This is a genomic window from Enterobacter sp. NFIX58 (assembly GCF_900110475.1).
In the GTDB taxonomy this organism is placed as follows: domain Bacteria; phylum Pseudomonadota; class Gammaproteobacteria; order Enterobacterales; family Enterobacteriaceae; genus Enterobacter; species Enterobacter quasiroggenkampii.
Genome location: NZ_FODW01000003.1, coordinates 577,852 through 590,587 on the forward strand (window position 1 = coordinate 577,852; position 12,736 = coordinate 590,587).

Annotated in this window: 14 protein-coding genes; 4 read left to right on the forward strand and 10 right to left on the reverse strand. The window is 57.9% G+C overall.

What is annotated here, in order from left to right:
* The first annotated feature begins 143 nt into the window (after window positions 1–143).
* From BMW97_RS16020 to BMW97_RS16035, 4 genes are all read left to right on the forward strand, one after another.
* Entirely contained in the window at window positions 144–1,688 is a 1,545-nt protein-coding gene (locus BMW97_RS16020) for a PTS transporter subunit EIIC (protein ID WP_045908554.1), read from the forward strand.
* 12 nt (window positions 1,689–1,700) lie between these two features.
* The gene (locus tag BMW97_RS16025) at window positions 1,701–3,068 is read left to right on the forward strand and encodes a 6-phospho-alpha-glucosidase (RefSeq protein WP_045908553.1); all 1,368 of its coding nucleotides are present in this window, start codon (window positions 1,701–1,703) and stop codon (window positions 3,066–3,068) included.
* A gap of 90 nt (window positions 3,069–3,158) precedes the next feature.
* Window positions 3,159–4,004: a 3-mercaptopyruvate sulfurtransferase gene (gene sseA / locus BMW97_RS16030; RefSeq protein ID WP_045908552.1), complete on the forward strand. Its 846-nt coding sequence runs from the start codon at window positions 3,159–3,161 to the stop codon at window positions 4,002–4,004.
* Complete coding sequence (locus BMW97_RS16035; protein WP_045908551.1) at window positions 4,004–4,774, forward strand: MurR/RpiR family transcriptional regulator; 771 nt, start codon at window positions 4,004–4,006, stop codon at window positions 4,772–4,774. The genes sseA and BMW97_RS16035 overlap by 1 nt, the downstream gene beginning before the upstream one ends.
* Window positions 4,775–4,791: 17 nt before the next feature.
* On the opposite strand, the gene sseB is transcribed toward BMW97_RS16035, so the two are convergent.
* The 10 genes from sseB to iscR form a co-directional block, all read right to left on the reverse strand.
* A complete protein-coding gene (gene sseB / locus BMW97_RS16040; RefSeq protein ID WP_090392991.1) occupies window positions 4,792–5,568 on the reverse strand; it encodes an enhanced serine sensitivity protein SseB in 777 nt (258 codons plus the stop codon).
* Between the two features lie 141 nt (window positions 5,569–5,709).
* Entirely contained in the window at window positions 5,710–6,996 is a 1,287-nt protein-coding gene (gene pepB, locus BMW97_RS16045) for an aminopeptidase PepB (protein WP_024908644.1), read from the reverse strand.
* Window positions 6,997–7,056: 60 nt separating this feature from the next.
* Window positions 7,057–7,257 carry a Fe-S cluster assembly protein IscX gene (iscX, locus tag BMW97_RS16050; protein ID WP_003860650.1) on the reverse strand — a complete coding sequence of 67 codons (201 nt, stop codon included), beginning with the start codon at window positions 7,255–7,257 and terminating at the stop codon, window positions 7,057–7,059.
* A 1-nt stretch (window position 7,258) separates the two neighbouring features.
* Window positions 7,259–7,594 (reverse strand): ISC system 2Fe-2S type ferredoxin, encoded by a 336-nt coding sequence (gene fdx, locus BMW97_RS16055; protein WP_003860652.1) that lies wholly within the window; start codon window positions 7,592–7,594, stop codon window positions 7,259–7,261.
* A gap of 1 nt (window position 7,595) precedes the next feature.
* The gene (gene hscA, locus BMW97_RS16060) at window positions 7,596–9,446 is read right to left on the reverse strand and encodes a Fe-S protein assembly chaperone HscA (RefSeq protein ID WP_045908549.1); all 1,851 of its coding nucleotides are present in this window, start codon (window positions 9,444–9,446) and stop codon (window positions 7,596–7,598) included.
* Between the two features lie 14 nt (window positions 9,447–9,460).
* Window positions 9,461–9,976, reverse strand: a complete 516-nt coding sequence (hscB, locus tag BMW97_RS16065) for a co-chaperone HscB (protein WP_024908642.1) — start codon at window positions 9,974–9,976, stop codon at window positions 9,461–9,463.
* An 80-nt stretch (window positions 9,977–10,056) separates the two neighbouring features.
* Window positions 10,057–10,380, reverse strand: coding sequence for an iron-sulfur cluster assembly protein IscA (gene iscA, locus BMW97_RS16070; RefSeq protein WP_003860659.1), 324 nt, complete (start codon window positions 10,378–10,380; stop codon window positions 10,057–10,059).
* 13 nt (window positions 10,381–10,393) lie between these two features.
* Complete coding sequence (iscU, locus tag BMW97_RS16075; protein ID WP_003860661.1) at window positions 10,394–10,780, reverse strand: Fe-S cluster assembly scaffold IscU; 387 nt, start codon at window positions 10,778–10,780, stop codon at window positions 10,394–10,396.
* 24 nt (window positions 10,781–10,804) lie between these two features.
* Window positions 10,805–12,019 (reverse strand): cysteine desulfurase, encoded by a 1,215-nt coding sequence (gene iscS / locus BMW97_RS16080; RefSeq protein WP_045908548.1) that lies wholly within the window; start codon window positions 12,017–12,019, stop codon window positions 10,805–10,807.
* Window positions 12,020–12,138: 119 nt separating this feature from the next.
* Window positions 12,139–12,630, reverse strand: coding sequence for a Fe-S cluster assembly transcriptional regulator IscR (gene iscR / locus BMW97_RS16085; RefSeq protein WP_045399615.1), 492 nt, complete (start codon window positions 12,628–12,630; stop codon window positions 12,139–12,141).
* Window positions 12,631–12,736: the final 106 nt, after the last annotated feature.

A 12,736-nucleotide genomic window follows, 5' to 3' on the forward strand; every position in this document is an offset into this window, starting at 1 on the left:
CGATCACAGCCCCAAACGTCACATGTTACCTTTCACGTCATTTGTTTTTAAAACAAGAGGATAGCTGGATAAGCGTCCCTGAAGGCTGCTAGTTTTATAACCATGACGCACCCCGAGTGCGCGGTTCAATAAGAGAGAAAGCCATGAAACGAGCCGTGAATGCCCTACAAAATTTCGGAAAATCATTGTACGGACCGGTGCTTATCTTACCGATCGTCGGTCTGTTTATCGCCTTTGGTAACGTGCTGGGTAACGGTAATCTCGCTGAATACCTGCCCTTTCTTGGCCATCCGCTGATTCAGCATCTTGGTCAGCTTATCGCGAAATCGGCCGTGTCGGTGCTGGTGAACCTGGCGCTGGTGTTTGCCGTTGGTATTCCGATTGGTCTGGCGACGCGCGATAAAGGCTATGCCGCGCTGATTGGGCTGGTCACCTTTGTCGTATTCATCAACGCCATGAACGTCACGCTGCAGCTGCAGGGCGCGCTGGCGCCTGCAGCCGAAATGAAGGCGGCCGGGCAGACCATGGTGCTGGGCGTCCAGGTGCTGGAGATGGGCGTTTTCGCCGGGATCCTGACCGGGGCGCTGTCGGGATACCTGTACAATAAATATTCCGGCGTACAGTTTAACGGTGCGATGGCGATTTACTCCGGCCACTGTTTTGTCGCCATTGTAATGCTTCCGGTCTCCATGGTGCTCGGCGTGGTGATGAGCGAACTGTGGCCGTTTGCCCAGCACGGCATTAGCGCCCTGGCGCTGGCCATCAAAGGCTCCGGACCGTTTGGCGTGGCCATCTACGGCTTCCTGGAACGCATTCTGGTCCCCACTGGCCTGCACCATCTGGTCTATACCCCGTTCCTCTATACCGAACTCGGGGGCACGCAGGAGGTCTGCGGCACGGTGTATCAGGGCGCGCGCAATATCTACTTCGCTGAGATGGCCTGCCCGGACGTGAAGCAGCTCAGCAGCACCGTGGTGTGGGACGCCCGCGGCATCAGCAAGATGTTTGGCCTGCCCGCCGCGGCGCTGGCGATGTATATGACCGCCAGGCCAGAGCGTAAAGCGGCGGCGAAAGCGATTCTGATCCCGGCGGCGCTGACCTCGCTGCTGGTCGGCGTCACCGAGCCGATTGAATTCTCCTTCCTGTTCGTCGCCCCGCTGCTGTTCGTGGTGCATGCGGTGCTGACCGGCATCGGCATGATGCTGTTCTCCCTGCTGGGCGTTCACGCCATCGGCGCCAACGGGATTATCGACTTCATCCTCTACAACCTGCCGCTCGGCACGGCCAAGTCCAACTGGCCGATGTACATCCTGGTCGGACTGATCATGTTCGCTCTCTACTTCGTGGTGTTCCGCTTTCTGATCCTGCGCTTCAACATGAAAACGCCGGGTCGTGAAGATGAGGACCAGGAGACGCGCCTCTACAGCAAGCAGGAGTACCAGGCGAAGGGCAATAACGACGGTCTGGGCGAGTCCATCGTGGTGGGGCTGGGCGGCCGGGAAAATATTGAAGTGGTGGACAACTGCTACACCCGCTTACGCGTCACGGTAAAGGACGTCGCCATTATCGACGAGCCGCGTCTGAAGGCGACCGGCGCGAAAGGGATTATCAAACAAGGTAACAACGTTCAGGTGGTCTACGGGCTGCATGTCAAAAAAATGCGAGAAGCCGTTGAGACGTTTCTCTGAAAGGAGCTAAAGATGTTTACACCCCCATTCATTCTGTCGATTGCCGGCGGCGGCAGCACCTACACGCCGGGCATTGTGAAAAGCCTGATGGTGCGCCTGCAGGATTTCCCGCTGGCCGAAATTCGCCTGTACGATATCGACGAGGCGCGTCAGAACACCATTGCGCCGGTCGTCGAGAAGGTCATTCGCGACCACAGTCAGCATATCAAATTTACCGTCACCAGCGACCCGGAAGTGGCCTTCAGCGGCGCCCATTTCGTCTTTGCCCAGATGCGCGTCGGTCAGTATAAGATGCGCGAGCAGGATGAGAAGATCCCGCTGCGTCACGGCGTGGTGGGTCAGGAAACGTGCGGACCCGGTGGCCTGGCGTACGGACTGCGCACGATCCTACCGATGGTGGAGCTTATCGATCTGGTGGATCGCTACGCGCATGAAAAAGCCTGGATCGTGAACTACTCCAACCCGGCGGCGATCGTCGCGGAGGGCGTGCGCCGTCTGCGGCCAAATGCGCGGGTGCTGAACATCTGCGATATGCCGGTGGCCGCCATGCGCAATATGGGGGCGATTCTGGGTGTCGATCGCCGCAAGCTGGAAGTGGACTACTTCGGCCTGAACCACTTCGGCTGGTTTACCCGCGTGCTGGTGGACGGCGAAGACAAGCTCCCGGCGCTGCGTAAGCATATCGCTAAGTTTGGCCTGCTGACGGAAGATGCGGCTAAAACCGATCCGCAGCATTCTGACCCCTCCTGGGTGAAAACCTGGCGCAACATCAAGCCGATCATGGACAATTTCCCCGAGTATCTGCCGAACCCGTATCTGCAGTATTACCTGATGCCGAACCAGATTGTGGCGCACCAGAACCCGGACTATACCCGCGCGAATGAAGTGATGGACGGGCGCGAGAAAAAGCTGTTCGCCGCCGCCGAAGAATATCAACGCACCGGAATTTTACCGGATGCCTTCCACGTGGGCGTCCACGGCGAGTTTATCGTCGATGTGGCCTGCTCGCTGGCCTTTAACCTGCGAAGCCGCCATCTGGTGATGGTGGAAAACCGCGGGGCGATTACCAACCTACCGTACGATGCGGTGGTGGAAGTTCCCGCTTATATCACCTCCGAGGGCCCAGAACCGATCCGTATTGGTCAGGTGCCGCTGTTCCATCAGACGCTTTTGCAACAGCAGCTCGCATCTGAACAGCTGCTGGTGGAGGCGACTATCGAAGGCAGCTATGAGAAAGCCTTGCAGGCGTTTACCCTCAACCGCACCGTGCCGACCATGGAACATGCAAAAGCCATTCTGGATGAGATGATTGAGGCCAACCGCGACTACTGGCCAGCGCTGCAAAAAGCCTGGCAGGACGGTGAACCGGTGAAAAAATAGGGGCTTGCTCGCGAGTTGAACGTGGTTTGCTTGTCGGTGTCAGAAAAAACACCGACAATCCTTTTTTACGGAAAAGAATGGAGGCAAACCATGTCCACCTCATATTTTGTCGCTGCCGACTGGCTGATTGAGCACGGCGACGATCCGGAAGTTCAGATTATCGACGCGCGTATGGCCCCTCCGGGACAAGAGCATCGTGACGTGCCCGGTGAATACCGTGCCGGGCATCTGCCGGGTGCGGTATTTTTTGATATTGAAGCCCTCTCCGATCACACCTCTCCCCTGCCGCACATGCTGCCGCGCCCGGAAGCGTTTTCCGTGGCGATGCGCGAGCTGGGCATCAGCAAAGACAAACACCTCGTTGTCTATGATGAAGGTAACCTCTTCTCCGCGCCGCGCGCGTGGTGGATGCTGAAAAACTTCGGCGTGGAAAAAGTCTCGATTCTTGCCGGCGGGCTGGCGGGCTGGAAGCGCGACGAGCTGCCGCTTCAGCAGGGTGACGTCACGCTGCCGGAAGGTGAATTCGACGCGACCTTTGACACCCACGTGGTAAAACGCCTGACCGACGTGCTGGTCGTGAGCCATGAAAAAACGGCGCAAATCGTCGATGCCCGCCCTGCTCCTCGCTTCAAGGCCGAAGCGGATGAACCGCGTCCGGGGCTGAAGCGCGGACATATTCCGGGCGCGCTGAACGTGCCGTGGGGCGATCTGGTATTTGAGGGCGAGCTGAAAACTACCGACGAACTGCGCGCCATTTTTGACCGGGCAGGGGTTGATTTACATCGTCCAGTGATTGCCAGCTGCGGTTCCGGCGTAACGGCCTGCGTGGTCATTCTGGCGCTCGCCACGCTCGGCGTAAGCGACGTCACGCTCTACGACGGCGCCTGGAGCGAATGGGGTGCGCGAGACGATCTGCCTGTCGAACCCGCGAAATAATGGATAACCGCCTGGCCACGCTGTTAACGCGCGGAGCGTCATTGACCCGCGCGGAGTATCGCGTCCTCGCCCACCTCACGGAGCATCCGCTGCTGGTGGGCAATATTACGGTTCGCGAGCTGGCACAGGCGACATTCGTTTCTACCGCCACCATTATGCGGCTGTGCCAGAAGCTGGGGTTCAGCGGCTTTAGCGAGTTTATCTGGCACTGCAAGCAGTTGCTCACCGACACGCCGCACATTGCCGTTCAGGGGCAATCGCCCCCTGAGCTCCCGGCGCTGTTTAATCAGTTTATCGCCAACTATCAGCACACCTTTCAGTGGGTCACCCAGGACAAACGCCAGCAGTTTGCTAACCTGCTGCGCCAGAAAGAGAGTTTCTTTCTCTACGGAGCCGGGTTCTCTTATCTGTTTGCGGAGTACCTGACCAAGAAGCTGCAGGTGCTGGGCAAAACGGCGTTTATCTCCGGACCGGGCGACAGCCGGAACATTTTTCTCAGCAATGCCGCCCGCTATCAGGTGTTTATTGCCGTCTCGCGCAGCGGCGAAACGGAGCAGGTGCTGGATAAAGCGCGGATAGCCAAAAACGTCGGCATGACCATCGTCGCGTTTACCCGCGCCTCGGCCAACACGCTGGCGGAGATGGCCGACGTTCACTTTGCGCTCTATGACGAAGCGGTGCACTACGCCGCCGAAGCCGCAGGGGTGACGTCGTTTGAGTCGAATCTGGTGCTGCTGATGGATTTACTGCTGCTGGAAGCAACGGGGTGACATTCACCCCGCAGAAATCAGATGATGCGGTTGGTTTTGAGATCGCGCAGGAACCCGCCCCAGCGACGCTCATAGAACGGCGTGATGTGCTCGGTAATAAAGTGGCTGATGCCCTTCTCACCGTTTTTCACCTGACAGATATCAATTGGTTCATCGCCCGGTAGCGTGTCGGTCGCCACGCTGCCCGCCGCCTGAACGATCTCGTCGAAATCGCCATCGGCTTCAATACCGATCAACAGCACCGGCTTTTCGTCCGCGCGCTCTTTGATGGAGCAGAGAAACGCGCGCCTGACGGGCTTGAGCGTTTTGAACAACGTCGTCAGAGAATCAATCATCTGCGTGGGCGGCTCGGCCACTTCAGACAGCAGCAGCGTTTCGCCCCCTTCCAGCACTTCCTGCGTGCTGAGCGGGTTGCCCTCTTCGCCAATCAGGTGGCTGATTTCACGCGGCGTAAACTCTTTCCCGGTCGGCAACTTGGCGTTGAGGAACAGCGTCTGGCCGAGCGTCATTTCAAACAGGGTACGCACCGGCATCACCACGAACGCCTGTTCGTCTTCAACCGCTTCCTGCAGCGCTTCCAGCGAGGTGAAGAACGGGATCACCGACGTGCCGTCGTCTTTCTCCCAGTGCAGCAGATCCAGCGCGCTGTCTTCCACGACCTGCTCACCTTCCGCGGCGGTACCTGGTACCCAGACGGTGGACTCCAGCAGCGTGCGGAAAAATGCCGGACGGTGGGCGGGCTCGGTCGCCGCCTGTTCCAGCAGAGTCTCTAATTCGTTTTTGGTATCTGACATAGTTTGGCTACTTCAAAAAACGCCGGGTGGCGCTTCGCTTACCCGGCCTACAAAACCGTAGGTCCGTGCAAGCGCAGCGCCGCCGGGCAATATGATGACTCCGAAGGCGCGCGTAAGCGTAGCGCCACCCGGCTAAAAAGATTACTCAGCCGTCAGCAGGTTCGCTACGGTACGCACGCCCAGACCGGTCGCGCCCGCGGACCACTGCTCAACCGCCGCTTTGCGGTACGTTGCGGAGCAGTCAATGTGCAGCCAGCCTTCATGGTAGTTCTCAACAAAGTGAGACAGGAAGCCTGCTGCGGTGCTTGCACCCGCCGGGTACGCCGCGCTGGCGGTATTGTTCAGTTCGGCAAAGTTGGACGGCAGCTGGCTACGGTGGAACTCGGCCAGCGGCAGACGCCAGAACGGTTCGTTTTCCGCCGCAGCGCTGGCCAGCAGGCGTGCGGCCAGCTTGTCGTCAAAGCTGAACAGCGCGTGGTAGTCGTTACCCAGCGCGGTTTTCGCCGCACCGGTCAGAGTCGCCATGTCGATGATCAGCTCAGGCTTCTGGGCAGACGCGTCGATCAGGCCATCGGCCAGCACCAGACGGCCTTCGGCGTCAGTGTTCATCACCTCAACGTTTTTGCCGTTACGGTAGCGAATGATGTCGCCCAGCTTGAAGGCGTTACCGCTGACCATGTTGTCCGCGCAGCACAGGTACAGCTTCACGCGCTTTTTCAGACCGCGGGTGATGGCAAACGCCAGCGCACCGGTGATGGTGGCCGCGCCGCCCATGTCGGACTTCATGGAGTCCATGAACGCGCTCTGCTTCAGGCTGTAGCCGCCGGTGTCGAAGGTGATACCTTTACCTACCAGGCAGGCAAAGACAGGGGCGTCTTTATCGCCGGTTGGGTTGTAGTCCAGCGCCAGCAGCACCGGTGGACGCTCAGAACCACGGCCCACGGTGTGGATACCCATGTAATTCTGCTCGCGCAGGTCTTCACCCTTGGTGATGCGGTAGGACATCTTGTCGCCCGCCACGCCGCATAGCAGGTCAACGGCGCGCTGCGCCAGCTGCTCAGGGCCTAACTCTTCCGCCGGAGCGTTAATGGTGTCGCGTACCCAGTCGATGATTTGCAGGCGGCTTTCCAGCTCTTTCTGACCGGCTTCGTCGAGGTTCGCCCACTCAATTTTGCGGGTGCCTTTCGGCCCTTTGTAACCCGCCCAGAACGCCCAGCTGCGGTCGGTGTCCCAGCCTTCGCCTTCCAGCGAGACATGCTTGATGCCCAGACCGTCAATTTTACGCGCGGCGCGCTGGATCAGGCCCAAATCATCGTTGCCCGTCAGGTGCAGGGTAATACCGTCGTTGTTGATGCTGTAACTGGCTTTCTCGCCCCAGCGCGCGTCGGCGGGCTGCGTAGAGAGCGTAATCTTCATCGCTTCGGTCATTTTATTTTTCCTTATTAGCAACTAGCAAACGGGCCGCCTGAAGGCAGCCCGTTTTGTTATTTATTCTGCTTCATCTAACCAGACTAACAGAATCGCCTCCAGAATTTTTTCATTGGATGCGTTTGGATCGTCGTCGAAATCTTCCAGATCGCAGATCCACTGATGCATATCGGTGAATCGTACGGTCTTCGGATCGAGATCCGGGTTCGCGTCGTAGAGCGCTTCGCCGATTTCACGGCTGTCTGTCCACTTCAGTCCCATATTAATGCTCGCGTGCGTGGTTGATGGTATAGCGTGGGAACTCCACGACCAGATCTTCATCGGTCACCGCAGCCTGGCAGCTTAAGCGGCTGTCTGGCTCCAGACCCCATGCTTTATCCAGCATGTCGTCTTCGTCTTCGGTGCTCTCGGCGAGAGAGTCAAAACCTTCACGCACGATGCAGTGGCAGGTGGTGCAGGCACAGGATTTTTCACAGGCGTGTTCCACTTCGATACCTGCACGCAGGGCAACATCGAGAATGGTTTCACCGGTCTTCGCTTCCAGAACAGCGCCATCCGGACAGAGGTCCGCATGAGGCAAAATTACAATCTTTGGCATATTAAACCTCGTCCACGGACTGGCCTTTCAGCGCGACGCGGACAGATTTGTCCATGCGGCGAGCAGCAAAGTCCTGGGTTTGTTTATCAACGTTTTTAATGGCTTCTTCTATTGCGTCAGCGTCATTACCTTCGGCCACGGCGCTTAAGCGCGCGGCAGCGTCGTCAATCACCTGGCGCTCAGCGGCGCTTAACAGCGCGGCGTCGGCAGCGAGCGCACCGTTCAAGCTCTCCAGCACGCGTGCGGCTTCCACTTTTTGTTCCGCCAGCATACGCGCCTTCACATCCTGCTCGGCGTAGCTCATTGAGTCCTGAATCATAGAGGCGATTTCGCCATCGGTCAGGCCGTAGGACGGCTTCACCTGAATGGACGATTCCACGCCGGTGGATTTTTCCATCGCCGTGACGCTCAGCAGGCCGTCGGCATCCACCTGGAAGGTGACGCGAATATGCGCCCCGCCCGCAGGCAGCGCCGGGATACCGCGCAGCGCAAAGCGCGCCAGAGAACGGCAGTCCTGCACCAGCTCGCGTTCGCCCTGCATCACGTGGATGGACATCGCGGTCTGGCCGTCTTTAAAGGTGGTGAACTCCTGCGCGCGCGCCACCGGAATGGTAGTGTTACGCGGGATCACTTTCTCCACCAGGCCGCCCATGGTTTCTAAGCCCAGCGACAGCGGGATGACGTCCAGCAGCAGCATTTCGCTGTCCGGCTTGTTGCCAACCAGAATATCGGCCTGGATCGCGGCGCCCACGGCAACCACTTTGTCCGGGTCGATAGAGGTCAGCGGCGTGCGGCCAAAGAATTCGCCCACGCGCTCGCGCACCAGCGGCACGCGGGTCGAACCGCCCACCATGACTACTTCCAGCACCTCGTTCGCCTCAACGCCCGCATCTTTCAATGCGCGACGGCAGGCCAGTAAGGTGCGTTTCACCAGTGGGGCGATCAGATCGCTGAACTGATCGCGAGAGATCTCACCCTGCCAGCCCGCAACATTGACGGTAACCGTCTGCGCATCGCTCAGGGCGATTTTGGCGTCGATGGCCGCATCCAGCAGTTCACGCTGTACGCGCGCATCGCTGCGATCGCTGATGCCCGCCTGCTCGCGGATGTAGTCCGCCAGCAGATGGTCGAAGTCATCACCGCCCAGCGCGGAATCCCCGCCGGTCGCCAGCACTTCAAACACCCCGCGGCTCAGGCGCAGGATAGAGATATCAAACGTCCCGCCGCCGAGATCGTAAACCGCGATCACCCCTTCCTGACCGGAATCGAGGCCGTAGGCAATCGCCGCCGCCGTTGGTTCGTTCAGCAGACGCAGCACATGCAGGCCCGCCAGACGCGCGGCGTCTTTGGTGCCCTGACGCTGTGCATCGTCAAAGTAGGCAGGAACGGTGATCACCACGCCGTCCAGATCGCCACCGAGCGTTGCCGTAGCGCGCTCAGCCAGCGCTTTGAGGATGTCAGCAGAAACACGAATCGGGTTCAGCAGACCGGCCGCGGTCGAGATCATCGGCAGGCCGTTTTCACTGGCCTGCAGCTGATACGGCAGATGCGGGTAGCGGGTCTGAATATCGGCCAGCGAGCGGCCCATCATGCGCTTGACGGAGCTGATGGTATTCGCCGGATCGCGCGCGGCGTTAGCGCGGGCGTCATAGCCTACCGCGTGACCCTGCTGCTGGTAGTGGACCACGGAAGGCAGCAGATGGCGCCCCTGCTCATCAGCCAGCGTTTCCGCCTGGCCGCTGCGCACGGTCGCCACGAGGGAATTGGTGGTGCCCAGATCAATACCCACCGCCAGACGACGCTGGTGCGGTGCGGCACTTAAGCCAGGCTCACTAATTTGTAATAAGGCCATAATTGCTTCCGAAATTAAAAATCGAGCAGCTTTTCTTCGAGTTGTTCAGCACTGCTTCGCAGTTTATCGAGAAAACGGAGTTTGCGCACAGTATCTGCCGCCACGTCCCAGGTCTCGTTGTTCAGTTGCTCCACCATCTGCTGATGGCGGGTATCGAACATGCCCTTTACGCGCGTAATAAAGCTTTCCAGACGCGCTTCGTCTTTGGCCTGTTCAATCTCATCGAGCTCTTCGCGAAGCTCCAGCTGCTCCATCAGAAACGCCGTGTCACGCACGGTATGCTGTTCGCTCGCCAGATCAAAACCGTGGAGCGAGAGCAGATATTCAGCGCGCGCCAGCGGATGGCGCAGCGTCTGCCAGGCCTGGTTGATGGTGGCAGAGTGGGAAACCGCAGCCAGCTGCTCTGCCTGAGTACCGCTCGCGAATTTGTCCGGATGGTACTGACGCTGCAGATCCTGAAAACGGATCGTCAACGCCTGGAGATCAATCGGGTATTGAGCGGGTAGTCCGAAGAGAGTGAAGTAATCCATAACAATCTCAGGGGTAGCCTGTTAAAACAAACCCCACGCGTAGCGGGTAACGCCACGGTGGGGTTTCGGATGACGCGCGGTTAAACGTGGAAGCTTTCGCCGCAACCACACTCGTCTTTGACGTTCGGGTTCGTGAATTTGAACCCTTCGTTCAGGCCTTCTTTAACGAAGTCCAGCTGAGTGCCGTTGAGGAATTGCAGGCTTTTGCCATCGACCACCACCTTCACGCCCTTGTCTTCAAACACGGTGTCGTCAGACGCCGGTTCGTCAACAAACTCCAGTACGTAAGCCATACCAGAACAGCCGGAGGTACGTACGCCCAGTCGCAGGCCAAAGCCTTTACCACGGTTCGCCAGAAAAGAGCTTACTCGCGCGGCAGCGCTGTCGCTAAGGGTAATCGACATACTCAAACCTCAATTATTTTGCTTCACGTTTGCTTTTGTAATCCGCAATAGCGGCTTTGATCGCGTCTTCTGCCAGAATTGAGCAGTGAATTTTCACCGGTGGCAGTTCGAGTTCTTCAGCAATATCCGTGTTCTTGATTGCCTGTGCTTCGTCCAGAGACTTGCCCTTCACCCATTCGGTAACCAGGGAGCTGGACGCAATTGCAGAACCGCAGCCGTAGGTCTTGAAGCGCGCGTCTTCAATGATACCTTCATTGTTGACTTTAATCTGCAACTTCATCACGTCGCCACACGCTGGCGCACCGACCATGCCGCTACCAACAGATTCGTCGCTGTTGTCAAAAGAGCCAACGTTGCGTGGGTTTTCGTAATGATCGATGACTTTTTCGCTGTATGCCATGATTGAATTCTCCTTATGTACCGATTAGTGATGTGACCATTCAATGCTGTTCAGATCCACGCCCTGCTTGAACATTTCCCACAGTGGAGAAAGGTCGCGCAGACGGCCAATGGCGTTGCGAACCAGCTTGATGGTGTAGTCAATCTCTTCTTCGGTAGTGAAACGACCTAAAGAGAAACGGATAGAGCTGTGTGCCAGCTCGTCAGTCATACCCAGCGCACGCAGCACGTAGGATGGCTCAAGGCTTGCAGACGTACAGGCAGAACCGGAAGAAACCGCTAGGTCTTTCAGCGCCATGATCAGCGACTCGCCTTCAACATAGTTGAAGCTGACGTTGAGGATGTTCGGTGCGCCCTGCTCGAGATCGCCGTTCAGATACACTTCTTCCATATCCTTCACGCCGTCCCACAGACGGTTACGCAGCGTGCGCAGGCGTGCCATCTCGGTTTCCATCTCTTCTTTTGCAATGCGGTAGGCTTCGCCCATGCCCACGATCTGGTGAACAGGCAGCGTACCGGAACGCATGCCGCGCTCGTGACCACCACCGTGCATCTGCGCTTCGATGCGGATACGGGGTTTACGACGAACGTACAGCGCGCCAATCCCTTTCGGGCCATAGATTTTGTGGCCGGAGAAAGACATCAGGTCCACTTTCAGCTGGCTCAGGTCGATAGGCAGTTTGCCCACGCTCTGGGTCGCGTCCACGTGGTAGATGATACCGCGCGCACGGCACATTTCGCCGATGGTCGCGATGTCTTGTACCACGCCGATTTCGTTGTTGACGTGCATGATGGAGACCAGAATGGTGTCATCACGCATGGCCGCTTCGAGCTCTTTCAGATCGATGATGCCGTTGCTCTGTGGCGCCAGGTAGGTGACTTCATACCCTTCACGCTCCAGCTGACGGCAGGTGTCCAGCACGGCTTTGTGTTCGGTTTTGCTGGTGATGATGTGCTTGCCTTTTTTCTGATAAAAGTTGGCTGCACCTTTGATCGCCAGGTTGTCGGATTCGGTCGCACCGGAGGTGAAAACAATCTCACGCGGGTCGGCACCCACCAGGTCAGCAATCTGATTACGGGCGATATCAACCGCCTCTTCAGCATGCCAGCCAAAACGGTGTGAACGGGAAGCTGGGTTACCAAAGTTTCCGTCCAGGGTCAGACACTGCATCATTTTCTCGGCAACACGCGGGTCCACCGGCGTGGTTGCGGAGTAGTCGAGATAAATCGGTAATTTCATTGCTCTATAAACTCCGTACATCGCTTCAATGCAAGGAATCAGGCAACCGGCTGGATGTACGACCGAGTACACGGGGCGAGTCTTCGCCCCGGCCTGATTCTGAAATACTTATCGTTTTATTACGCGCGTAATTTGACGTCGATAGCGTCCTGCGCGCGGGTGCTGCGTTGGGAATCATGGCCGTGCTGACGGCCCGATACGTCCAGAACTTCCTGGTTGTTCACCAGCTCACCGAGGGTGATGTTGTTCAGGAAGCCGGTCAGACGGTCGCTCAGATCGCGCCACAGCGCGTGGGTCAGGCACTTATCGCCGCCCTGGCAGCCGCCTTTACCCTGGCAACGGGTCGCGTCAACGGATTCGTCAACTGCGCTGATCACTTCGCCAACTGCAATACTGCCCGCGTCTTTACCCAGCAGATAACCGCCGCCTGGGCCACGAACGCTGGAAACCAGTCCATTTTTACGCAGTCTGGAGAACAGCTGTTCCAGGTAAGAGAGGGAGATCCCTTGTCGTTCAGAAATATCAGCCAACGGAACCGGGCCCGCTTCGGAGTTGAGCGCAACGTCCAGCATCGCGGTCACGGCATAACGCCCTTTAGATGTCAGTCTCATGTCTTACTTAACCTCAAACTCGCCCCTGCCCGGGGTTTTTTATTGTAAAATGGGGGTATTGCATAGCAGGGCCAAGTCTGACATTCCTGACTAAAATGGTCAACTA